Annotated in this window: 26 protein-coding genes and 1 pseudogene; 2 read left to right on the top strand and 25 right to left on the bottom strand. The window is 52.6% G+C overall.

What is annotated here, in order from left to right; translation table 11 throughout:
- Nucleotide 1: 1 nt before the first annotated feature.
- The 3 genes from D3F01_RS07315 to D3F01_RS07305 are packed head-to-tail and all read right to left on the bottom strand — an operon-like array spanning nucleotide 2 to nucleotide 2,804.
- On the bottom strand, nucleotides 2–1,474 hold the full coding sequence (locus D3F01_RS07315; protein ID WP_097786408.1) for an energy-coupling factor ABC transporter ATP-binding protein: 1,473 nt from the start codon (nucleotides 1,472–1,474) through the stop codon (nucleotides 2–4).
- Entirely contained in the window at nucleotides 1,471–2,196 is a 726-nt protein-coding gene (locus tag D3F01_RS07310) for an energy-coupling factor transporter transmembrane component T (RefSeq protein WP_110104186.1), read from the bottom strand. The genes D3F01_RS07315 and D3F01_RS07310 overlap by 4 nt, the downstream gene beginning before the upstream one ends.
- Nucleotides 2,193–2,804 (bottom strand): MptD family putative ECF transporter S component, encoded by a 612-nt coding sequence (locus tag D3F01_RS07305; RefSeq protein WP_025653863.1) that lies wholly within the window; start codon nucleotides 2,802–2,804, stop codon nucleotides 2,193–2,195. The genes D3F01_RS07310 and D3F01_RS07305 overlap by 4 nt, the downstream gene beginning before the upstream one ends.
- Before the next feature lie 185 nt (nucleotides 2,805–2,989).
- On the opposite strand from D3F01_RS07305, the gene D3F01_RS07300 reads away from it, so the two are divergent.
- Together D3F01_RS07300 and D3F01_RS07295 are read left to right on the top strand one after the other, a co-directional pair.
- The gene (locus D3F01_RS07300) at nucleotides 2,990–3,958 is read left to right on the top strand and encodes an AraC family transcriptional regulator (protein ID WP_110104187.1); all 969 of its coding nucleotides are present in this window, start codon (nucleotides 2,990–2,992) and stop codon (nucleotides 3,956–3,958) included.
- Between the two features lie 142 nt (nucleotides 3,959–4,100).
- On the top strand, nucleotides 4,101–4,460 hold the full coding sequence (locus D3F01_RS07295) for a helix-turn-helix domain-containing protein (protein WP_015563845.1): 360 nt from the start codon (nucleotides 4,101–4,103) through the stop codon (nucleotides 4,458–4,460).
- A gap of 202 nt (nucleotides 4,461–4,662) precedes the next feature.
- Here D3F01_RS07295 and D3F01_RS07290 read toward each other — a convergent pair whose 3' ends face one another.
- The 22 genes and pseudogenes from D3F01_RS07290 to D3F01_RS07185 all read right to left on the bottom strand — a co-directional run.
- On the bottom strand, nucleotides 4,663–6,009 hold the full coding sequence (locus D3F01_RS07290) for a relaxase/mobilization nuclease domain-containing protein (RefSeq protein WP_199579983.1): 1,347 nt from the start codon (nucleotides 6,007–6,009) through the stop codon (nucleotides 4,663–4,665).
- A 158-nt stretch (nucleotides 6,010–6,167) separates the two neighbouring features.
- Nucleotides 6,168–6,515: a plasmid mobilization relaxosome protein MobC gene (locus tag D3F01_RS07285; RefSeq protein ID WP_110104189.1), complete on the bottom strand. Its 348-nt coding sequence runs from the start codon at nucleotides 6,513–6,515 to the stop codon at nucleotides 6,168–6,170.
- Nucleotides 6,512–6,676, bottom strand: coding sequence for a hypothetical protein (locus D3F01_RS07280; protein ID WP_186867747.1), 165 nt, complete (start codon nucleotides 6,674–6,676; stop codon nucleotides 6,512–6,514). Before D3F01_RS07280 ends, D3F01_RS07285 begins: the two co-directional genes overlap by 4 nt.
- A gap of 12 nt (nucleotides 6,677–6,688) precedes the next feature.
- The gene (locus D3F01_RS07275; RefSeq protein WP_110104190.1) at nucleotides 6,689–7,273 is read right to left on the bottom strand and encodes a hypothetical protein; all 585 of its coding nucleotides are present in this window, start codon (nucleotides 7,271–7,273) and stop codon (nucleotides 6,689–6,691) included.
- 13 nt (nucleotides 7,274–7,286) lie between these two features.
- Nucleotides 7,287–8,246: a hypothetical protein gene (locus D3F01_RS07270; RefSeq protein ID WP_110104191.1), complete on the bottom strand. Its 960-nt coding sequence runs from the start codon at nucleotides 8,244–8,246 to the stop codon at nucleotides 7,287–7,289.
- Between the two features lie 179 nt (nucleotides 8,247–8,425).
- Complete coding sequence (locus tag D3F01_RS07265) at nucleotides 8,426–8,779, bottom strand: cysteine-rich VLP domain-containing protein (protein ID WP_110104192.1); 354 nt, start codon at nucleotides 8,777–8,779, stop codon at nucleotides 8,426–8,428.
- A gap of 4 nt (nucleotides 8,780–8,783) precedes the next feature.
- A complete protein-coding gene (locus D3F01_RS07260) occupies nucleotides 8,784–8,960 on the bottom strand; it encodes a hypothetical protein (RefSeq protein WP_014080211.1) in 177 nt (58 codons plus the stop codon).
- Nucleotides 8,957–9,706, bottom strand: a complete 750-nt coding sequence (locus D3F01_RS07255; RefSeq protein ID WP_110104193.1) for a DUF4366 domain-containing protein — start codon at nucleotides 9,704–9,706, stop codon at nucleotides 8,957–8,959. Before D3F01_RS07255 ends, D3F01_RS07260 begins: the two co-directional genes overlap by 4 nt.
- Nucleotides 9,707–9,708: 2 nt before the next feature.
- Nucleotides 9,709–9,963, bottom strand: coding sequence for a DUF4315 family protein (locus D3F01_RS07250; RefSeq protein WP_014080213.1), 255 nt, complete (start codon nucleotides 9,961–9,963; stop codon nucleotides 9,709–9,711).
- A gap of 14 nt (nucleotides 9,964–9,977) precedes the next feature.
- Nucleotides 9,978–11,696: a C40 family peptidase gene (locus tag D3F01_RS07245; protein ID WP_110104194.1), complete on the bottom strand. Its 1,719-nt coding sequence runs from the start codon at nucleotides 11,694–11,696 to the stop codon at nucleotides 9,978–9,980.
- Nucleotides 11,677–13,947, bottom strand: coding sequence for a VirB4-like conjugal transfer ATPase, CD1110 family (locus D3F01_RS07240; RefSeq protein ID WP_110104197.1), 2,271 nt, complete (start codon nucleotides 13,945–13,947; stop codon nucleotides 11,677–11,679). The genes D3F01_RS07245 and D3F01_RS07240 overlap by 20 nt, the downstream gene beginning before the upstream one ends.
- Before the next feature lie 46 nt (nucleotides 13,948–13,993).
- Nucleotides 13,994–14,383: a PrgI family protein gene (locus D3F01_RS07235; protein ID WP_097786401.1), complete on the bottom strand. Its 390-nt coding sequence runs from the start codon at nucleotides 14,381–14,383 to the stop codon at nucleotides 13,994–13,996.
- A gap of 3 nt (nucleotides 14,384–14,386) precedes the next feature.
- Nucleotides 14,387–14,956, bottom strand: a complete 570-nt coding sequence (locus D3F01_RS07230; RefSeq protein WP_330595807.1) for an MT-A70 family methyltransferase — start codon at nucleotides 14,954–14,956, stop codon at nucleotides 14,387–14,389.
- Between the two features lie 2 nt (nucleotides 14,957–14,958).
- Nucleotides 14,959–15,738 carry a site-specific DNA-methyltransferase gene (locus D3F01_RS07225; protein WP_110104195.1) on the bottom strand — a complete coding sequence of 260 codons (780 nt, stop codon included), beginning with the start codon at nucleotides 15,736–15,738 and terminating at the stop codon, nucleotides 14,959–14,961.
- Nucleotides 15,728–16,459 carry a septation protein SpoVG family protein gene (locus D3F01_RS07220; protein ID WP_003020333.1) on the bottom strand — a complete coding sequence of 244 codons (732 nt, stop codon included), beginning with the start codon at nucleotides 16,457–16,459 and terminating at the stop codon, nucleotides 15,728–15,730. The genes D3F01_RS07225 and D3F01_RS07220 overlap by 11 nt, the downstream gene beginning before the upstream one ends.
- 15 nt (nucleotides 16,460–16,474) lie before the next feature.
- A complete protein-coding gene (locus D3F01_RS07215) occupies nucleotides 16,475–17,341 on the bottom strand; it encodes a VirB6/TrbL-like conjugal transfer protein, CD1112 family (RefSeq protein WP_055228200.1) in 867 nt (288 codons plus the stop codon).
- Between the two features lie 11 nt (nucleotides 17,342–17,352).
- On the bottom strand, nucleotides 17,353–17,565 hold the full coding sequence (locus D3F01_RS07210) for a Maff2 family mobile element protein (protein WP_044963257.1): 213 nt from the start codon (nucleotides 17,563–17,565) through the stop codon (nucleotides 17,353–17,355).
- 95 nt (nucleotides 17,566–17,660) lie between these two features.
- Nucleotides 17,661–18,548: pseudogene (locus tag D3F01_RS07205) on the bottom strand (TraG/TraD/VirD4 family protein); the annotation flags it as partial.
- Nucleotides 18,549–18,589: 41 nt separating this feature from the next.
- Nucleotides 18,590–18,748 carry a transposon-encoded TnpW family protein gene (locus D3F01_RS07200; protein ID WP_006428300.1) on the bottom strand — a complete coding sequence of 53 codons (159 nt, stop codon included), beginning with the start codon at nucleotides 18,746–18,748 and terminating at the stop codon, nucleotides 18,590–18,592.
- A gap of 142 nt (nucleotides 18,749–18,890) precedes the next feature.
- Complete coding sequence (locus D3F01_RS07195) at nucleotides 18,891–20,762, bottom strand: AAA family ATPase (RefSeq protein ID WP_242887478.1); 1,872 nt, start codon at nucleotides 20,760–20,762, stop codon at nucleotides 18,891–18,893.
- 11 nt (nucleotides 20,763–20,773) lie between these two features.
- A complete protein-coding gene (locus D3F01_RS07190; protein ID WP_024729653.1) occupies nucleotides 20,774–21,076 on the bottom strand; it encodes a hypothetical protein in 303 nt (100 codons plus the stop codon).
- On the bottom strand, nucleotides 21,073–21,995 hold a 923-nt coding region (locus D3F01_RS07185; RefSeq protein WP_242887477.1), incomplete at its 5' end, for a MobA/MobL family protein. The genes D3F01_RS07190 and D3F01_RS07185, both read right to left, overlap by 4 nt.

Genomic DNA, 21,995 nt, shown 5'->3' with positions numbered 1-21,995 from the left:
ACTACCTCTCCTTTCCATCTGAAACAGAGAAAAGCTCTCTCAATTTCGGGAGGGCCTCCATTATAACTGATACGTCATCGGGCATTTCGCCTTCGTCAAAATGCAAGACACGAGAACAGGTACGGCAGACAAACTCAAAATCATGGGTGACAATGAAAATGACTTTTCCCATATCGGATAATCGCCTGATCAGTCCCGCCACCTGCGTCATACTGTCAAAGTCAAGACCGCTGGTCGGTTCATCAAATACAAGCAAGTCTTTCCCACAAATCATGCTGACAGCCACTGCTACTCGTTGCTTTTGACCGCCGGAAAGCGTGTTTGGATGGCGCTTCCGGTATGGGGCAAGGCCCAATTCCTCCAAAGTTGCATTTACCAGTGTTTGATCTGGATTGCGTATACCAAAGGAACACTCTGCCTCCACACTGTCAGCGAAAAGTTCATAATTCACATCCTGCATAACCATGTAGGAGCGTTTTAGCCTTGCCTTACGCTCAATCGGCTTTCTTTCCCACAAGAATTGTCCATCACAGTCTTTGTGAAGCCCACAGAGAGCGCGGGAAAATGTAGTTTTTCCAGCTCCGTTATGTCCAACTACGCCAATCACTTCGCCCCTTCCGGCGGATAGTCCAATGTCATGCAAAATGGTTTGCTTCTTGTAACGGAGCGTCACATTCCGCAGCTCCAATACAGGGGTAGGCGCAGGCAAGTGGGCTTTTGGTGGGAATACCGCCTGTAGATCAACAGCCCGCAGCCCCATGTGTTCACGGTCAGGTTCAGATAGCTGCCGAAATTCTTCCGGGGTGTATATTCCTTTGATTTCTCCTTTTTCCAGATAAACAATTCGGTCAGCCAACTCCGTCAGGTAGTACAGACGATGTTCCGCTATCAAAATTGTTTTGCCCTGTTTTTTTATCAGCCGCAAATGTTCCTTTAGTTCTTGGATTGAAGTCATATCCAGATTAGATGATGGTTCATCCAGTAGATAAATCTGTGGGTTCATGGCATAAACAGAAGCAAAGGCGATTTTCTGCTTTTCTCCGCCGGACAACTCAAAAATATTCCTGTTCCGTAGCTTTTGAATACGCAAATCTTCAGTTGTCTGCTCTACTCGCTCAGCCAATTTCTTAGGAGGGCGAGCTTCATTTTCAATTCCAAAGGCAATCTCGCTGTCTGTATCAACATTGAAAAACTGCGTCCGTGGATTTTGGAAAACGGAGCCAACCTTAGCGGCAATCTGATACATAGGGATATTGCTGATTTCCTGACCATCTACCAGCACACGGCCATGAAGCTCTCCCTGATAAAACTGAGGGATTAGTCCATTCACCAGCCTTGTAATCGTTGTTTTTCCGCACCCGCTGCGGCCACAGAACAGGACGCATTCTCCGTCCGAAATTTTCAAATTGATGTCATGCAGCCCACCATGTTCCTGCCCCGTATAGGAAAACGATACATTTTCAAACTCAATCAACCAATCACACCTCCCCGCACACATAATTCAAAAATCAGATAAGCTACGGCAACGGCCATGACACCCCAATCGGCAACTCCGCATTTTATCTGGACAAGACAGGTGCGTGGATTGGGATTTTCAATTCCACGAGTGACAGAAGCAACAGAAAGATCATCCGCTGCTTTTGAAGCTGCCATCAACAAAGGCACATAAATACACTCAACCGTCATGCCCGGATGTGCTAAAAAGCCCGCCAGAGAAGGTGAAACATCTCTCATCCGCATAGCGTCCTTGATATATCGCCAGTCCTCTTGAATAGTTGGAATGTACCGCAGCATAACTGCCATAGGAATTACTAACTTTTTGGGTGCGTGGACACGGTTCATAGCAGACAGGAACTCATTGACTTTTGTAGTAGTCAGAACAATCCCAGCCAAGGTTCCGCACGCATAGACCTTATGAAACAATCCTAAAAAGGCAATAAACATTGTCCGCAGCGTGCCTGTCATTTCTGCCATGATCCAAACTGTCAGGACACAGATGACCGCATAAAAGCATACAGCCTTAATGACATATTTCCACTTTCCAAAGAAAGCACCCAATATCGCAATCAGCATAACAAGGACAAATTGATATGCAAGTGAAGGAGCGAACATGGACGATAAAACACACATAAGAATAAGAAAGAGCTTGGCCCGTGGGTCGAGCCAAAGCCCTTTCTTGTGGCGTTTACCGCTCATGCTGTAATACCTGCTTTTTCAAACTGCTTTTTCAGCATTTTGCAGCCTACAAAAGCGCTGATTGCAGATGTAATGATAACAGCAGCGAACATGGCAATCAGGATGCCGGTATTTGCAGTTGCCTGCATGGTGTCGATGTAGCTCTGTTCAGTTCCGTTTCCCAGCATAGTCTGTGCCCAGCCGTTGGGGTCAACAAAGAACACGATATACGAACCAGTGCCGCCGAGAGAGAACAGGATATAAGACAGGCTGTTGAGTTTTTTGCTTTTGTACTGCCCTGCACCAGCAACAAAGTCAGCGACAATCGCCATGATCAGGTAGCCCAATGCAAAAGCCCAGTGCATACCGGTCACGAACCAAATAATACCCATGATAATGCCCATTATAGAAAGGCTCCAACGCTTATGTACTTTTGCAATCAGCAAAAGATAAATGGGGCCAGCAAGCAGCCCACCTCCTGCCGGCATGAAAAAAGTAAGTACAGGATTCGTTGCAAAAAAGACGCCGCCCACCAATACAAAAACAAATAACAGTGCAGTAAAAATACCTGTCGTTACAAGGTCTTTCACTGTCAGACCCCTGTTTATAGAATTTACTTGATTACTCATTTTGACCTCCTACCTTTCGTTGTCTTGACTCAACAAGTGGTTTGTGATATTCTTTGGTTAGATAGTTCTAACCATCCTCTAATACAATACGCATTTATCGAACAACATTCAATGGGTTCCGACGATGTTCGTCCGTTCCTTTCAAAAGTTCGTCCAATCGTTGCAAAAAGGAGGCGGTCTGTTTTATGTCTGAAATTATCGACCAATTTTATACGCCTCTGCTGATTGAACACGGTTTTATCCGTGACCCAGACAATCAGCAATATGGGGCATTAGGTGATTGCTGGAAACTTTCTCCCGAAGTTGGAGAAGGCACCTACTGGACTTATGGACAGAAAGACCTATATGATATTAAAATCCACAACTTTTCCTTCCACGAAGATTTCATGTTGGAATGCTCCCTGCCGGAATGTCTGAGTATCACTCGGTATGACTCTATTTCCGGGGAGGAATTATCTCCATACCGTAGGCTGTCTGCCGGTTGTATCAAAACATTTATTGGCGGCTACGCTCCATACAAGGCTTTGATACATAAAAATATTCCAATCCGTTCGGTTGGAATTGAGATTGCACCGGCATATTATGAAAACTACCTGAAAAAACTGTACCCAGAGGCGCAGATCAATCCTGTGGATGCATTTCGGAAGATCGACCAAACTTCCGACTTTCCAGAAATGTCACGGTTACTCACAGAAATCAAAGACTATCGCGGGGAAGGGATTGCCGCAAAGCTTTTTTATGAGGGTAAAGTTGCAGAAGCTGTTTCAATGGTGGTTGAATATCAGAAGAAACATCCTGATAAACCAGCCCATAAGCTCTCTCAACAGGATATTGAAAATCTTCAAATAGTTGCCGCTTATCTTAGCGACCACTATGCTTTTGATATTCCCCTGGAACGGCTAACACAGATTGCCTGCATGGGAACAACAAAGCTTAAAAGCTGTTTTAAGAAATACTACGACTGCACCATCACAGAGTATGTTCAGCAGAGGCGTATGAGCCAAGCAGAATATCTGCTGGCATACACAGAGTTGACAGTAGGGCAAGTTGCCCAAACAGTAGGTTATTCCACTTCAAGCCGATTTGCAGAATTATTCCGCAAAAGCACTGGATTGTTACCATTAGAGTACAGAAAAAACGCACAACGAAAGTAAAATGAGCGCCAGAGTTTACTCTGGCGCTCATCTGATTTTATGTTGAATTATAAAATGTGGTGAAATTAAATAGTCAGTAGTATGAAATACAAAGTCGTTCAAATAATATCACATGAAATGTAAAATCATATCAGGTGATGTTATGAAGATAGAACGAGATGAAAGACGCTTTGATTTTCACGATATAGGGCTCGCCATCAAGCGTGCAAGAGAAGCCAGCGGCATGACACAGGAACAACTGGCCTATATTGTTGACCGCGCTCCGCGTACCATTATGTATAATGAAAATGATGGTCAGCATCCAAGCTTCAACACCTTTTATCAGATGGTCACAATGTTTGATATATCGGTGGATCAATACTTTTACCCGTCCCAAAATAGCGGGAGCGAGTGCAGAAAGCGGATTGATGCCATGTTGAACGCCTTGGACGAAAGAGAATTGAAAATCGTTGAAGCTACAATCCAAGCGATGAAAGCATCGAAAGAAATGGAGGAAACGTAAAAGAAAGCGTAACCTCCGTTTTTTTGCGTCATGTTGCGGGTTGCGCGTTTTGGCAAGCAATTCGGGTGTGGCCACACTCCGAAATTTTTGCAGGGCGCAGGGCCCGCAAAAATGCTTGTTGGGGAGCTCCCCAAACCCGCTGTACTTCGGGACAAATTGTCCCAAAGTCCCGGTGTGCTGCACCGTAGTCTGCGGCCCGTCACTATCGTTCCTGTGCCTTATTCTCACGCTCGTCCGTTATGCCGAGCAGATGATCAATGTTCGCTTTTATTGCCACGGCCTCCCGCATTTGCCGCTGGGCCTCCCGATATTCTGCATAAAGCTCTTTCTTTTGTCCCGCCAGCTCACGGCGGGATTTTTTTAGTGCTTCAATCTTAGGGAGCTTTGCGCCGTTCAGTATGGTGTTCATGGTATCCTTTGCCGCCCGGTAAGTGGCAAGCTTCGCTTCATGCTGGGTCAGATACTTTTTGCTGTACCGCGCAGCCTTGTACCCATCGAACACCGGGCGGGTCTTGGCATAGTCCACCGTGGCAGCCATCAGCTCCGAGGTTTTGGAAAGGGCCTCCTCCGTTGTGCGGAGCTCGTCAGACAGCTTGTGAAAGTGATCCACAGCAGCCTCGGTGCGGGCCGTCAGCGCCGCATAGTCTGTCAGATGATGCTCTTGCAAATACTGGAGCGCGGCAGCCATCTGTTTTAGGTTGTAGACCTTGGCCCATCGTTCATAGGCCGGGCCTTTGCCCTGGGCCATACGCTCTTGAATGTCGATGATGAGATTAACTCGCCGTGGCGGAACCGTGGGCTCCTCTGGCATCTCAGGGAGTGGACGTTCCCCGGCAATTACTGCCTTGATGTCCTCCGGGTCAAATCCGGCTCCCAGTGTAGAAGCCCGGAGCCGAGTCGGTTTTTCCTGCCCGGGCGCAAGGAATGAGATGACACCGCCGCGTCCCTGTTTCACCGAAAAGCCGGACTCATCCATGAGACGAAGAAAGTCGGCAAAGTCTGTTGGCTTTTTCTCCAAAGCCGCGAGAATAGCCAGCCGTACCCGCTGCTTGGCAGAGGGTGGCTTTTCTCCGATCCACTGTCCATAGTGGAGAAAACGGCCCTTGCTGTGCTGGCACGGATTTTGGATAACAGACAATTCATGTTCGATGCACACGCGGTCAGAGAGCCGCCGCAGGGCAAAGGACGAACCGATGAAATTATGAAATTTCCGGGAGCGATCAAAGGCCGTCGCATTGAAATAAATGTGATTGTGGATATGGGCCTTGTCGGTATGCGTACAGACGAAGAACTGATACTTTCCCTTTGTCCAGCGCATCGCCGTTTCATAACCAATACGGTTTGCTTCTTCCGCCGTAACCTCCCCGGGCAGGAACGCCTGCCGGATCTGAAAGAACAGGGCCCCGCGAGATACGGCCCGGCCTGTCTCTGCATGGTATTGACTTTTTACCAGAAGAAACTCGGCGGGGGCCGTGTTCGGATCGCAGAGATAGGAAGATACGGCTCCCAGCTTTTCCGGGTTCAGGCCATAGGTGAAACGATCCTCCATCGTTTGAATTGCACTTTTTCCCGCCACTGTTTTATAAGGGCGGATATAGGTGGTCGCCGTAGAAATCCCTCCTTCCGGCAAATAGTATTTTTACTTTGGGACACTTTGTCCCAAAGTAGAAAAAGCCGGGGAGCGGTATCAACCACTCCCCGGATGGGTCAAAGCTCTACCAGCGCGGAGAGCTGTTTCAAGAGATCAGACAGAGGCCCCCACAAGGCGGCATAGTCCCGCTGCAAGGCCGCGAGTTCTTCGGGATAAATTGCGCTGTAGGTGTTGGCTTGAATTGCCACTTGGTTCAGATTGTTGGAGCAGCGCCGCTGGAGCGAAACCAGCTCACGAACAGGCGAAAGGTCAACATGAAGCACATACCCACTCAGGGCCATTTTCCGCATATAGGCTCCCATGTTACGGATGCCAGCCTCCGCCATACGTTCTTGAATCAGGGCCTGCTCCTCCTCCGACACCATTACATGAAGATGGATCGGACGGCGGCGTTTCTTTGTCATCGCTCCTCACGCTCCCGGCTGCGGCAAGCGCGGGGCGGCTCCTTTACCTTATCCAGCGGCTTTTCCTGTTCGTCTGCCGGAACGGGGCGCGGCAAATGAAATTCACGGTGCAGGCGCAGCGCCTCCAGTACAGACAATTCCTGTTCACATTTCTTTTTCATATACGCACCTCCTTATCTATCGCCACGGTCAGGCTGCCTACGCTGGGGAGCCGGAGCCTCCGAGCCGCGATCTGCCTCCGCCAACTTTGCCGCATTTTTCATCTGCTCGGCAATCGGACGGGGCCTGTCGGGATTATCAGGCGCAGGACGCAGCTCATAGTCGGATGCCTGTTTTTCTGTCAGGGGGCGGGTATAGGTAAGATAACCCCAAGCTAAGAACGAGCCATTTTCCACCGGGACGCGCTGATCGTAATTGAAAATTTCATCCGGCTTGTTATAGGGCGGCTTCGGGAATGTCCCTATGTCCACAGGCCGCTGGGTCGAATAATACTTGTAAAGACCGGGAGCCTCGGTCTGCCTGATCCCCACGTTATAAATACGCTGATAGTCCTGCACCCGGTCTGCAAAATCCTGCTCCATCGCGGCACGGTCATTTCCATAGTGACCCCATTCGTACTGCCGCTGGCCGTCCTTGTCATCATAGCAGGCCCATGTGACATAGCGGGATGGCGCGGTGGGATGTTCGCCCAATGCAAATCCTCGTCCATTTTCCAGCATGACCGCCTTCAAAATGGAGTAGCCTTGATTTTTGTCCATAGTACACCTCCCATCATCGAGACATTTCTTTGTTTTCTCTTTTCACAAACGGCTGGAGCTGATAGGGGCTTGTACCGTCCTCGGGCCGCAGAAAGTCTATCCGGGCCGCAGCACGGATGGCGTTCTGGTTGAGCTGCCGCTGCCATGCCCCTTGGCTGGGAGCCCACTTAAAGCCGTTGTTTTTCAGTTCCTGCCGCTGATCGGCATCGGGCTTTTCCTCGAAAATAAGCTGCAAACGGTTTTCAGCCTCGTTGATTTTGGCCTCACCTCCGGGGAATGTCCAGCCAGCAAACTCGGAGCGGCTGCTCAGTTCCTCAATGCGCTGGCGTACACGGCGGATGTTGGCGTTGTTGTTGGAAAGCAGATAGGCGGGGTACGGCTTGCTTTTGTCCAAGTGCCATGACTGCGCCATATCTGCTTTGAGCTTTTCTGTCTGCTCCGGTGTAAGCTCCGGGCAGCCGTCCAGTGTTTTGTGTTTCCGAAAATACGCATTGACCGCCTTCATGGTGGCTTGCTGGGACTCCAGCCCCTCCAGCTTTTTTGTCAGTTTTTCCACGGCCAGATCATCGTCTGCGCTGATCCCACCCATACCAACAGAGCGGATTTTATCAAGCAGCTTTGAAATCTCCGCATACTCTCCATAGTTGCGATCCCGGGCGGCGTTCTGTTTGTGCTTTTTTGTCACAGGGAAATTGCCGCCCCCGGAGATCAGAATAGAGGGCACCCGGGCATCAATCACATTGCGTTCATTCAGATTTTTCGCAAGTTTCCGGGCATAGCGATCCACCAGAGCGTCAATCTTATCGTGGTACATGGGATCGACACGGGCTTTCTGGCGTTCCGCCGCTGCATACGCTTCATCGACCATTGCCCGGTAGCCCGCCGTAGCGGAGCCCGGCTGATAGTCGGAAAAGCTGTTCATATCTTTTGCCCGCTTTGCGGCTTCTTCGTTGATCGGATAATATTTCGGCATAGTATCTCCTTCCACAAAAGCCAGAACTTTGGGACAAATTGTCCCAAAGCCCCGGCAGTTAAAATGTTGACAGCATCTCACGGAAACAGGGCCAGACGTAGAAACATACGCCTCCCGCAGAAAAGGGCCTTAAAAAGCCTTGTCACAAGCGGGTTTTGGGTGTCCTAATTGTCAACACATCAGCCCCGCTTTTTTCGCATATATTCCCGCTGCTGTCTGCGGTGTGCCACCTTTGCACAGGCCGCCGAACAATAGGTTTGCCGTCCATCAGGAGCCACGGCTCTGCCACATACCGGGCAAGCCTTGAAATCCGGCCTTGGCCCCTCTGTCAGCAACGCAGCCTCCAGCGCCGGATCAAGGGGCAGAACTGCCTCGCGGAAGTAGCGGCAATAAGCCCCCGTCCAGCATTTTCCAAACATATAGCACTCGCAATCCAGCGGCAGGCAACCGCAGTCCCGGTCATAGTTGGCACACCATTTTGACACCAGCCTGCGGATTGCCGCTTTTTCTGTCCGGGTCAGTTCTCGGCCCACAGTATCACCTCCCGTTGCCCGGTGGTTTAAGCTGCTCCCGGTAGCAGAACACGCAGCCGATCCCGCGCCAGTAAGGGCAGCCGTCACAACGGGAGCCCTTCGGCGGCAGGCTTGGCGGCACACCCTTGAAGTAGCTTTTTTCTTTCATAAATCCCTCATAGGGGTTATTTGTAAATCTCATTCATTATCCTCGCTTTCGGTATCGTCCTCGTCCCAAGGCGGCCCATCGTCCTCGGGATCGTCATAATCGGCCAGTTCCTCGCTGTAATCCTCTTCGGGTACAGCAGCTTTTTCATGCTTCGGGCGGTAGATTTTGAAGTACCAGCCTGCACCGCTGCCCAGAACAGCCACTGCCAAAATCAGCAGAAGTGTCCCGGTATTGCTTTTTTGCTGGGGTTCGGGTTCCGGCTCCTCCACAGGTTCCGTCACCGGGGCGGGTTCGGGAGCTGTGCCAGCACACTCGGTCATGTTGACCGCGCAGACCTCGCAATCCGTATGGATGGCTCCGGGCGCACATTTTTCTGTGCAGGAGCAGACCGGAAGCTCTCCGCCAGCGGCCTCCAGTGCCGCCAGCAGATCGGCTTCATCCACCATGTTCAGAAAGTAGGTGTGATACTGTTCGCCGTCCTCGTCCACAGGCTTGTCATAATCAATGACAATGTAAAAGGTGTTGCCGCCGCTGGTTTCCACCGTGATGAACTGTTTGTTGGTTGCAGCATCATAGAGCAGATCGCGGGTCACAAGGTTTCCATCCTCCGAAAAGCCCTCGCCCGGGGTAATGGTAGGTGCAGGCTCCGGGGCCGGAGTTTCTTCCACAACAGGCGGTTCCTCATTCCCACTGTCCGAATAGGCGTAGGCTGGAATCGCAGAGCCGCATAAAAGAACGGCGGAGCAAAGCCCCGCCGCCAACATACGAAAGTGTTTCATATTCAGTTTTCCTCCTTCTTTTCTTCTTCGGACTTCGGGACACTTTGTCCCAAAGTGCCGCCGTCCTTCAGTTTCTCAAACAGCAGCGGGAGCTCCGTAAGGGAAATGCTCATGCCGCGCACAATGTCCACGATCTCGCTGTTTTCCGCCTCCAGCTTTTTCTGCTCCAGCTCCTTGAGCCGGGCCTGCTGTTCACTGATTTTGGCCTTGACCTTATCAATCTCGGCCTGAATTTTCATGCTTTTGGTAGTTGCCATTTCAAAACCTCCTGTCACGGTAAACGCCCGTAGGCGTAAAAATGAGATTGCCAGTAGCTTGTATTCAAATTTGCGTAGCCGATGGGATCTCCGCAATGCAGCATTTTTCCATCACCGACATAAATCCCGCAATGACTCACGCCTGGCGTATCATAGGTGCCTTTGAAGAACACCAGATCACCGGGTTTGGGAGAGCTGGTCGGCGTACAGATGTTATAGAGCCCCTGGGCTCCCAGCCTGCCCACATTCCAGCCGGAGTGATTGATGACCCACGAAACGTAGCCAGAGCAATCAAAGGAAGTGGCAGGAGAACTGCCTCCCCACACATAGGGATAGCCGATGTACTTCTGCGCTTCAGCAAGCATTGCAGCAAAGGTTTCATCGTCCAGATATTCTCCGGGCACTTCGTAGTCACCGGGTTTCCCGGTAATGTACTTGTTCACATAGGGAGAATCCGGGAACAGATCGGGGCGGTTTCCCAGCGTTGCCATATAGATGGCATACCGGGAAAGCTGATCCTCGCCTATGACATACACGGGTACATGGGATAAATCAAAGTTCTCCAGCGTGACCGTACAGATGTAATAGTCGTAAGGCACCTGATAGGTGTCTGTATGGGAGTTGCCGTCCTCGTCCGTCCATGTGTCGGTTTCTGTGCGATACCGGGTTTCCACCACCACATCCTCCGTGAGAATGTACTGGCGGTCAAACAGCATTTGCAGCGTTCCCTGGACTTCGTCTATTGTCCATTGTCCCTCATGGAGCGCACACAAAAGAGAAAGCAGCACATAGGGGTCATGTTCGATTTCGTCCAGATCGAAGTGGTATTCGTCATAGTCATGGGTGCTTTCATAGGTGTCCAGATAATGCTGCAAATCATCTTCCAGCGCACAGTAGGCAGCTTCGGCGGCCAGCATATCCCGATCCTCGCAAGGATAGGTGCTGGCCCCTAATGCACCGGCCCCGGCGTTCCCCAGCATAAGCATGGTAGAGGAACAGGACTGCATAGCAAACAGGAGTAACACACAGAGCACCGCAACCACGGCACCTGCGGGATGACTTTTGACAAATTCCACTGCCCGGGCGGTCAGGCGTTCTGTGGCTGTGGCAGTTTTCCCCGCCACAGCCGCGCCCTGCTTTGCAGCCTCCTTTGCCTGCTTGCGATATTGCCTGCGGAGCCGTTGCTTCTGCCAGTAGCGGGTAAGCGCATTTTTCGTCAGCTCCGGGTGCTCCTGTGCGGCGGTGTGAAAATGGTAGTCCGCCGTGTACTTGGTATAGCGGGCCTCGGCCTTGCGTACCACTTTTGCCGGATGTTCCCGGACTTTACGGCGCACAAAGCGGGAGCCATGCCGCAGTGCGGTTTCTCCCACAAGCTCAGAACGGTGTGCGCCTTCTGTGCCGACATTTTCCTGTTCCACTTCAAAAATCTTGCCATGCACGAAGCTGTGAACGGAACCACTGGCAACACGGCCTATGCGTTTTACCGGGCCGGGCTTTTTCGGCGGCTTTTGTTTTGCCAGCTTCTCCCGGGCCTGTTCCAGCTTTTCGCCTTGGGACTCCATACGGAGCTTTGCTGCCGCAGCCTGTTCTTGCTGGCTCTTTTTGCGGAACTTGGACTTTGGGACACTTTGTCCCGAAGTGTCGGAAGCTTCCGGCCCGGACTGCTCCTCGTCAGGGGCGTGGGCGGTCTGCGACCAAGCCTCCTCCTTGGCCTTATTCGTTTTTCGTTTCATTCTTCATATCCTCCGGGCGGGTAGTCAGCAGGTCATAGATTTCTCCGCGAGGGAACCGATCCACAAACGGGATGGTCACATTTCCATAGAACAACAGCCCCTCGCCGGAATTGCTGTGTGTGATATAGGAAAGCTGGTGCTCGGAAATACCGAGCTGTTTTGCCAGAATGGTACGGTCACTCTGCGCCTGCGAAAGCAGAATCATAAAATCCGTGTTGTCCAGAATGTTCTCGATTTCACGGCTTGCCAAAAGGTCTTTGACGTTCTGCGTCAAAGCAGACGGCACACATCCTTTTTTACGCAGCATTTTCCAGACCGCCACAAAGTAGCTGGCTGTCAGTGGATCACGGAGCAGAATGTGAAACTCGTCAAAGTAGCACCAAGTTGCCGCGCCCTCGTGGAAGTTCTGATCCACCGCCTGCGAAACAAACTCGTTTGTGATGTGCATTGCAATCTTTCTAAGGTTTTCGCCCATGTTTTTCAGAACGATGCACACCACACGGCTGTCCGTCTTGACGTTGGTAGGATGGTTAAAAAGATTGAGGGAGCCTGTACAATAAAGCTCTAAGGCAGTTGCCACGCGCCGGGCCTCGGGCTCCGGCTGGCGTAAGAGCTCTTCGTACAAATCCTGCAACAGCGGCGTTTTGGCAGTTTCCAGTCCGAGCGCCTGCTCCCGGTACACCAAACGCACACAGCGGTCAATGACCGTCTTTTCAATGGGCTGCAAGCCTTCCTTGCCGCCGACCACCAGCTCGCACAGGGACAAAAGAAAATCCGCCTTCATGGAAAGCGGGCTTTCTCCGGCAGCCATATTGAGCTCCACATCCATCGGATTGAGATGGTGCGGGCTGTCCGGGGCAATCTCGATCACCTGACCGCCCAGCCTTCGCACCAGCGGCGCGTATTCGCCCATCGGGTCAACCACGATGATCCGATCCTGCGGGATGGTGAGAAACACATTCAAGAGCTCGCGCTTTGCGGCAAAGCTCTTTCCGGAGCCCGTAGAGCCCAAGTACATCCCGTTTGCCGATTTCAGCTTTTTGCGGTCAGCCATGATGACATTGTGAGAAAGTGCGTTCATGCCATAGTAGAGGGCCTGTCCAGCCATGCGGAGCTCCCTTGTCATAAAGGGGATAAAAATGGCTGTGGAGCTGGTTGTCATACCGCGCTGGATTTCTACCTCGTTGTAGCCAAGGGCCAGCGAAGAAACAAAGCCCTGTTCCTGTTGCCAGTCCAGACGGCGCAGAGCGCAGTTGTATTTCTGCGCGATGCCGCCCACGGTAAACACATCGTTTTCCAGCCGCTGGCGAGTAGGGGCAAGGTTTACCACCGTAAAGGTCAGCAGAAACATTCGCTCATTGCGGGATTGCAAATCAGCCAGAAGCTCCGCCGCGTCCTTGCTGAATGTAATCAGGTCAGGGGGAAGAATGTCCGGGTCATAGCCGGAGCGCACAGCCTTTCTCTGTTCCTCCACTTTCATTTTCCCAATGTCCGAGATTTTCCCCTTGATGGTCTTGATTGCCTTGAGCTGATCCACGGTCTGAATGTGCATGGTCACGGTCATTTCCGCATCCAGCTCCAAGATTTCCGCCAGCAGCTTATCCGAAAGCTCCGATGCCATAATCTGCAAGTAGGACACCGCGCCCCAATACTGGCCGATACGGAATGTGCGGGACTGGCGGAAGTCGAGACTGTCCGGGGCAATAAAGTCTTTTGTGCCAAGCCCGGTCTGTGGGATGTCTTTCCACGAAAAGCGGAACGCCTCGCGGCTCCCCGGATGCATCTGGCTATGAAGCAGCGCAAGGCGGGCCCGCCCGTCCATAGGCTCCAAGGGAACGCCCAGCCGCTTAAAGTTTCCCATGACATCAGCCTCCACACGCTCCAGACGGGGCCGAGCCTCCGCAATCCCCTCGGCGGGTATGCCAAAGGTGATGTATTTTGAGCGTTCAATGCCGTTATTGCTTTTGGCAATCTGATTTTTCAGCATCCCGGTAAACTCGTCCCGGACGCTGTTATAGTTGTCATCCGCTTTCGGGATATTGACTTGATAGCGGCTGCGGGAATGGGAACGGCGATTGATAAAGGAAAGCTGGAACGGCAGCGAACTGTCAAAGTAGTTAAGAAATGAGCTCCATCCGCTGAATATGGCGGTCTGATCCTCGGTGGATGCCACGGAGTAATTGATGTCCTCATATTCCACGGTTTTTGTATAGAGCCCACCCGGGAGCTTGCACACACCGTCCGGGTGCATGGACAGATACGGGATTGTCTGTTGGGCAGACAGGGCCGCCCGGCCTTTACCCTTGGCGGCGGCTCCGTTTTTTTTCTTTGTGTTTTTCAATCACATCCTCCTTTCCAGCGCCCGGCCCGGCAAAGGGCGCATAAATGTTTTCGGTTCGGTAGGCCCTGATCCCCGGCCTTAGAAACTTGGCCCGGATGATGTTCCGCACCACCTTTTCAAAGGGTAAGCCGTCCTTTTCATACATGGCCAGCAGGAACGCCGGGAGCATAATTCCCAGCATGAGAAACATCGCCCCGGTATTGCCGAGGGTGCCACGGGTCAGCAGATAGGCCGGAATCCCCACTGCGCCCGCGCTGCCGAAGCAGACAAGCTGGCGTTTGGTGAGGTTGAAAGCCATCTTTGTTTTGATTTTGGATAAATCGTTTGGTACGTTTACATAGGGCATAGATCACACTCCTTTCTGTACTTCGGGACAATGTGTCTCAAAGTCCGGGATGGTTGGTGTTACTTCATTTCCCCATACAGCCCAGCCGGGCGGGGTCTGCCTGGCAAAGAGCTCCACGCGGGGCAGATCGCCCATCAGGGAAATGATTTTGGCGCGGGCCTCGTCCGGCTTTTTGCTATGGGCTTCAATCGGGGAAATGATGAATTGATGAATGTTGGCAGCCTGCCGCTTTGGATGTCCCTTGGTTGCCAGCAGGCAGATTTCTGCATTGCCCCTTGTCCAGAAGCCAAGGCCGTAAAACCAGCTATCCGCCTTCTTGTTCTTTTTCAGCCAGACGAAAGCAACGCTTTTGTAGGTGAAGCCCCAAGCCTCGATCAGCCGGAGCGCCTCCGGGAGCTGCGGGAAAGTAGCCCATAAAAAGAGTGCGCTGTCCGGGGCTGCAAGATCAGCCACAGGCAACGCACATAAATCCTCAATGCTCATAGTTGGATAATGATTTTCCGCCGCGCCCTGTACTTTCTTAGCCGAGTAGCGCCAAGGGGGATCGGCGTAAATGATAGAATACTGCTGGATAATTACACTCCTTTCTCGCCGGAGCTTTTTACTGCCTGCGCCGCACGGATGCGCTCACTGGCGGCGGCATAAAAGGACGGGGCCGTTTCAAAGCATACAAAGCGGCGTTCTGTGTTGATGGCTGCAATCGCGGTTGTGCCGGAGCCAACGCAAATGTCCGCGACCAGTTCTCCGGGGTGGGTATAGGTGCGGATCAGATACTCGCAGAGCTCCACGGGCTTCTGCGTGGGGTGGATGCCGCCGGACACCGTAGGCACAAAAAGTACATTTCCGGGATAGCGGCGGCCATCGTTGGACTCCGATCCCTGCCGTTCAAATTTTCCATAGTTGGAGCTTGTACCGCTTCTGGAATGTACGCGGGCATAAGGCTTGCCATAAGTAAACTGCGGATTGTAGACCGGGGACTTCTGGTAAAACACCAAGATATTCTCGGACTTTTTCAGTGGAGCCCGGTTTGCATTGAGAAAGCCCGTTCCGCGCTCCTTGTACCAAATCCACTCATAGCGGAGCATGGCGAGGTTGGATGCGCCCAGCACCTTGTCAAAGGGGCACTGTGCGAAAAACAGCACTGCGCCATTCGGTTTGACCGCCCATTTCACCGCCTCCCACAGCTCCGGGAGCGGCAGGGGCACATCCCAATAATTCCGGGTTGTGCCGTAGGGCGGATCAGTCAGCAGCATATCCACGCTATGTTTTGGCAAAGAACGCAGGCCCTCGATGCCGTCCATGAGAAACAAGCCCTCCTTCGGGACACTTTGTCCCAAAGTGCGGCTATCGGTCATTGCGGGCCTCCTTTGCTTTGGCAGGTGCAGGCCGGGCGGCATTTTCTTTTCCAGCTTGTTTCGCGGCCTCGGCCATCTGCTCCTTGATCGGGGCAGGCCGTACCGCCTGGGCCCGTGCAACAAGCTGTTCCACCGCCGCATGATACGCCTCCACACCAGCCGCATTGATCCGCTCCTGTGTGGCGCGGTCAGGAATCCGAACCGTAGCCCGGTATCCCGTCCGGCTGGCAGGATCGGGTTTAGAGGGAGCGCCGAGGAAAATCCCGTTTTTCCCGTCCACAACCTTAAAATCGTCGATGACCACACCGCCAAAATTGACGCTGGCGAAGCCGATCAGTTTTCCCTGCGGCTCAATCGGGCGGACAGATACCGTGATCGGAACAACCGCCTCCTGCAAGACAGCATCTGTCCGCATTTTTACTGCCTCATCAATGCTAACGCCCTTGACTTCCGCAAGCTCCGCGATGGGAGCATCAAACAGCCAGCGCCGTTCCTCCGCAGCAATCTGCTCCGGGGTCAGCAATACATCGTCTTTCTTACTCAGATAAAATTCCTCCTTTCCGCTTGCCGGAGCAGGCTGGGCGGGGTCGTCCATCAACTCTTTTCTTTGCAGGACGGCCTCTGTTTCCGCCATAAAGCGGTAAGCGTCTGCCTCAGTAAACTCCTCCGGCGTTTTTCCATTCCATAAGCGCGTTCCGTCTGCCCCGTATCTTCTCGGCATAAGCACCACCTCCTGTTAATGAGCGCCAAAGATACGCTGGGCAATGCTCCCGGTCTTAAAGAGCATGAAGCAAAGCAGAACCGTGTAGCCCACAGTTCCCCAAATCGCCCCAATGGGATCGCCGCCTGTTGCGATGCCTTGAATGAGCACTGCGTAAATTGCAACACATACAAGGATCAGCAGCCCTTGAAAGCCCACGGCAAACAGGGACTTGATGTAGTTCTGCCCGGTGCCGCCAAGCTCCCGGTTGGAAAGCGTAGCAACGGGGATGGGGGCCAGACTGGTCAGCAGATAGATTTCCAGCATCCTGCCATACACCAAAACGAAAATGATAATTCCCATCGCCTTCATTGTGAAGCCAATGAGCGCAGACTGCAGCCACAGCCCCAAAAGCGGCCCCAAGTCCATCGCCTCCAGCGAGGTTTCCAGTTCAGCAAGCATATCCGCCGAAACATCGGTAGAGCCTTGAATGAGCCCGCCTGCCTGCGCGATGACGCTCTGCGAGACATCGAACACGGCCATAACGATATTGAATGTGTTTGACAGGATCAGGATTGCACAGGCTGTTTTGAACATCCATTTATAGAGGTTCGCAACGTCAACCTCGTGCATATTGTTCTTTTCCAAAAGCATCTGTATGAGCTCATAAGTGGCAACAAAGGTCAGCACCATTCCGGCAATCGGCAGGATCACCGTTTCGGAAAGCTGTCGGATCAGGGAGAAAACCCCGGCGTGCCACGCCGCCGGGGTAGTCCCTACCTGTGCCGCAATCTCTCCGACTTGGGTATTGACAGTATCAAAAAGACCTTCGAGGTTCCCCATGATCCCGCCAATCAGAAGCTCTTTGAGCCAGTTTGTGAGCCAGTCGGTGAGAAAATCCATAAGCGCCTACCTTAAAACAGGCCAGACAGCAGAGGGATCAGTGTGGTGCCAATGACGATGATGCCGCCGCCCGCCATGAGCTGCTTCATGCCCTGGGACTTGGAGCCCGGGTTATCCGAGCCGTAGCCCTCCAGCAGATTAACCACGCCCCACACGCCAAGGCCAGCACCGAGAGCAATAACGAGGGTCTGTAAAGTGTCGATTGCAGATGAGAAAAATGCCATATAAGCCTCCATTTCTCCGGGATTTTCCCGGTAACAAAAAAGCCGCCCTTGCAGGCGGCAGGTTACAAACTTCGGGACACTTTGTCTCGAAGCGTTTATGCAAAGGCGTCTGGATCGTCGATGTCATCATAGTTGAGGATGTCCTCGTCCTCTTCTGTGAGCGCATCGTCCGGCACAGTCACCTCATACATCGTACACGCCTCGTTCAGACCGGGCCGCCTGCGGCGGTTAATGAGCCTGTCGAGGTCAAAAGCGTTTTTCTGTTTATCGGCCTCCGCCGTATAACGGTAGTTCGGATGCCGTTTCAGATCATACTTGGGAGAGAAGAACGGGGGTAGGCCCCGAAGCTGCAAAATACATTTATCTCCCGGCATGGTTGCAAGTTCGGCTGGGGTCATCAGTTCCCGGCCCAGCCGCTGGGTATTTTGACTGTAGCTTTCCGACTGACCACGGGAGCGGCTGTCGGTCTGCATACTGATTGTGGCCTTTCCCAGCCAGTTCTCGGATATTTCCTTGATGGTGCTGGCTTCGCGGCCACCGAGGAACACCACGCTGTCCATGTTGCCGAGGATTGTCTCGGCGTGTTTATCGTAAATGGCCTTGCACTGCGCCAACTGCTGATACAGCAGGCAAAGACTCACCTCACGGGAGCGGATAACCGCGACCAGCTTTTCGAGCTGGGGCACCTGTCCCGTGTTGGCTGCCTCATCCCACAACACCCGTACATGGTGCGGCAGGCGGCCACCGTGAACATTGTCCGCCCGTTCACACAGGAGGTTGAACATCTGCGAAAATGCAAGCGCCACTAAAAAGTTGTAGGTCTGCGTGGTATCGGAAATGATGAAGAATACCGCCGTTTTCCGATCTCCGATGCGGTCAAGCTCCAATTCGTCATAGGCCATGACTTCACGAAGCTGCGGGATGTCAAAGGGAGCCAGCCGCGCACCGCAGGAAATTAAAATGCTTTTTGCCGTCTTGCCAGAGACGAAAAGTCAAGGACTTTTTCATCAAATTCAAAAAGAAGTCACATTTTGCGGACTTCCTCACGGAGCAGACGCTTGATTTTGTCCTCCATCGTCTCTTTTGCGGTCTGGCTGAAATGGACACGGACGATATAGGTTGTCTTGCCGATCTGCTTTCTGACAGTCGGGCAAGTGGCGGTGTTGGTTGCGGTATTGTTCATTCAAAATCCTCCTGTAAATGAAAAATGCCCGGTGACTGTTCATCATCGAGCGGTGTCGGTATGAGGGAACAAGGCAAGGCGGCAACATTAAGGTATCTATAAAAACCTTGCCGTCTTTGCCATGCTTGCCGTGTTCCTGTTGTCAGTCTCGGAGATAGCAGACCCATGCTGTGCCGTCTTTCTCGGTCACAAGTCTGTCCCCGATACGGCTCTTTGCCGTCCTCATGGTGCGTGAGGAAATCCCACGCTCATTGACTGCCTTTTCCAGTTCTGCGCTCGGCATACGCTTTCCGTCCGCAAGCAGTTCCAGAATGAGCATTTGCGCCTGTGCGGTCTTGCTCTCGGTCTTGGCGGTGTCCGTCCCGGCAAGAAGCTCGTCAGCGGTAATGTCATAAGCTCCTATCCATTCAAAGCCTTTCTCGTCTCCCAGAGAAAAGGCAAGGGACTGTCCGGGCGGCGCAAGGGAGCTTTTCTCATGGATAAGCACCCTCGTTGTGGGGCTGTCCTTCAGCTTACCGATAAAAAGCAGACTGCGGACTGCCGCCGTAATGTCGATAGACCCTAATCCCCGATAGGTGCTTTGCGTTCCTGCGGCTTTGTTCAGGTGTCCGATCAGCACGATAGCGCACCCGGTAGCCTGTGCAATGTCTCCCAGACTGCGGAAGATGGGACGAACTTCATTGGCTCGATTCATATCCACATCAGCCCCAAGAAACGCCTGTACCGGGTCAATGATAACCAGCCTTGCGTTGTTTTCCCGGATTGCCCTTGCGATGCGTTCATCGGCAAGGGTCAGCGGCGTGTCTCTATCGTCAATGACAAGCACTCGTTCAAGGTCTGCGTCTGCTTCTATCAGTCGGGGCTTGACGGTATCGCCCAGACCGTCCTCGGCGGTCTGGTAGATGATATTGAAAGGCTCAAGTGTCTCCATACCGGGCAAAGGCTTTCGATTGGTGCAAGCCGCCGCAAGGCGCATGGCAAAGTAGGTCTTGCCCTCGCTGGGATTGCCCTGGATAATTGTCAGCTTTCCAAATGGGATATAGGGAAACCATAGCCATTCCACGCTCGTCAGCTCCACATCAGCCATACAGAGCATTGGGACAGGCTGGGCGGTGGGCAGCTCTCGCAGCGTGATTGTCTCGGCTATGAATTTGCGGTTTGGAATATCCGCTTGCTGACGGAGAACATCGTTCCAGTCTTTCCTTGCCGGGACAAGGCGAATGACGGCGATCTCGCCGGGAATGGACTGTGCCAGTCGTGTGCAGGCTTCATTTCCTGCGGTGTCGCTGTCAAGGCAGAGGAATACTTTTCGGGTGTCCTTGCGTTCAGAAAGAAAACGGTCAAGAGCTTTGCCCGAAACGCCGCCCAGGGCAAGATAATTTCTTGTCTGCCAATCCTGCGGATAAAGGCAGATGAACGATAACAGGTCTATCGGTGCTTCAAAGACAAAGAGATGGTTGCCGTTTCCCTCATAGCGGAACGGATAGGACTTGTCAGCCCCGGCAATGTCCTGTCTGAATGTGTCTGCCGTCCCTCGCACATGGGCGTATCTCGGTGTGCCGCTTCGGTCTCTGCCGACAAAGACAACATTGTGGCGCTTTGCGTCCTCATAAATATCCCCGGAAAGAAGAAAAGCCTCAACAAGCGTTTTGTTGAGACCTCGGCTTTCGCAAAGAAATTGAATTGCTCTGTCGGCTGTCCTGTTGTGCAAGGGCAAGTGAAACGCTGTGGGCGGTGCTGTGCTGGCTTCGCTCTGTCCCTCACCGCTTTCGCCGGTTAAGAGCTGGACAGCTTCGGGAAAGGACTTGCCGTAAAACTCCATGACAAAATCAATGGGATAGCCGCCCTTGCTCTGGCTGTGGCGAAACCACTTGTTTCCCCGGACGGTCAGGCTGTCATGTTCTTTCCAGCGGTATTCCCGTCCGCTTTTGATAAGCGTCTCTCCCTGTGTGCGGAGAAAATCTTCCAGACTGACGGCGTTTGCCCGGTCGATCTGTGCTTGGGTGTACTGCATGGGCGTCCTCCTTACTTCTTGAAAACAGCGCATCGTCTGCAAATGCCATGCTCACGCTCGTCCAGCGTGTAGGGGCAGTTCGCACATTCCTCGCCGTACTGTCTCATGATAACAGGCAGATAGCCCAGCTCCTGCAACATATCAATCTGGCGGTCGGTGAGGGTGGCTTCAAAGGCAAGGCATTTCCGGGTGTGTTCGTCCAGCTCGATCAGGTCGGAAAGCGGTCTGCCATCGGTCAAAGCTTCTCCGCTCAAAAGGCGTTTTGCCGTTCTGCGGATGGGGTTGTACTCGTTCTTCCAGTCGTATTTTTTCATCGTGTCATATCCTCCTTTTTCTGTCGTGTTCGGGGTCGATTTTGGAGCTTTTGTTCCTCTGTACGCTCGTTAAATCGGGCGGCAGTATCTACACATGACTTGACCTTCCAAAGGCGGTGCAAATCGTCTCTGACAGCCTTAAACTCGCCATAGGTGGTTTCGTGCGCCTGTTCCAGCTCGTCATACTTGTCGGACAGCTTTTTCATATCCACCTTGCCGTCCGGGAACTCCTCGGTCAGCTTTCGTCTGGCGGCGTAGAACTGTATCAGTTCCGCTTCATGCTCTGCCTTGTACTTGGCTCTGGGCTTCTCAAACTTGATTTTCTGCAAGCCGTCATAGACAGGCTTCAAGCTCTGGAAAGCAGCGGAGCTGTCATAGAGCTGCTTAATTGCTTTCATTCGGGCAGTCTGTTCGTCCAGCGTTTTCTTCAAGCTCTCTGTGGCAGCACTGTGTTCGCTGACACGGCTTTCCAAATCTTCAAGGGAGTAAATGCCGTTTGCCCGGAGATAATTGAAAGTCTCGTTCATCTCCTTTAGATTGCTGACCTTGCCTTTCTGCGAATACGCCCCGGCTCTGCGCTGGGTGTAATAGGCGTTCAGCAGAGAAACAAGGTCGGGTGCCTGCGGCTTGGCAAGCTCTGCTTTTGCTTCGGCAATCCAATCGAACAGGAGAGCGATTTTCTTCTTGATGTCCCGGATAACGGCATTGGTGGCTCTGATCCAGCGATTGAACTCGCCTTTCTCGGTGCATATGCCTTTCTTCTCCATTGCCCGGACGGTTGCACCCTCGTGAACGGTGGGAAGAAGCTCCACGCCCTGACGCTCATAGCTTCGGTGGTCGATACGAAAGTCAAGCTCCTTTTCCGCAAACTTGGCGTTGCATAGCTCCGCCCATGTCTGCCGCCAGTATTCCAGCGTTT

Origin of the sequence: Faecalibacterium sp. BCRC 81149, assembly GCF_022750605.1 — a bacterium.
In the GTDB taxonomy this organism is placed as follows: domain Bacteria; phylum Bacillota; class Clostridia; order Oscillospirales; family Ruminococcaceae; genus Faecalibacterium; species Faecalibacterium duncaniae.
This window is presented reverse-complemented; position numbering and strand designations above follow the sequence as displayed.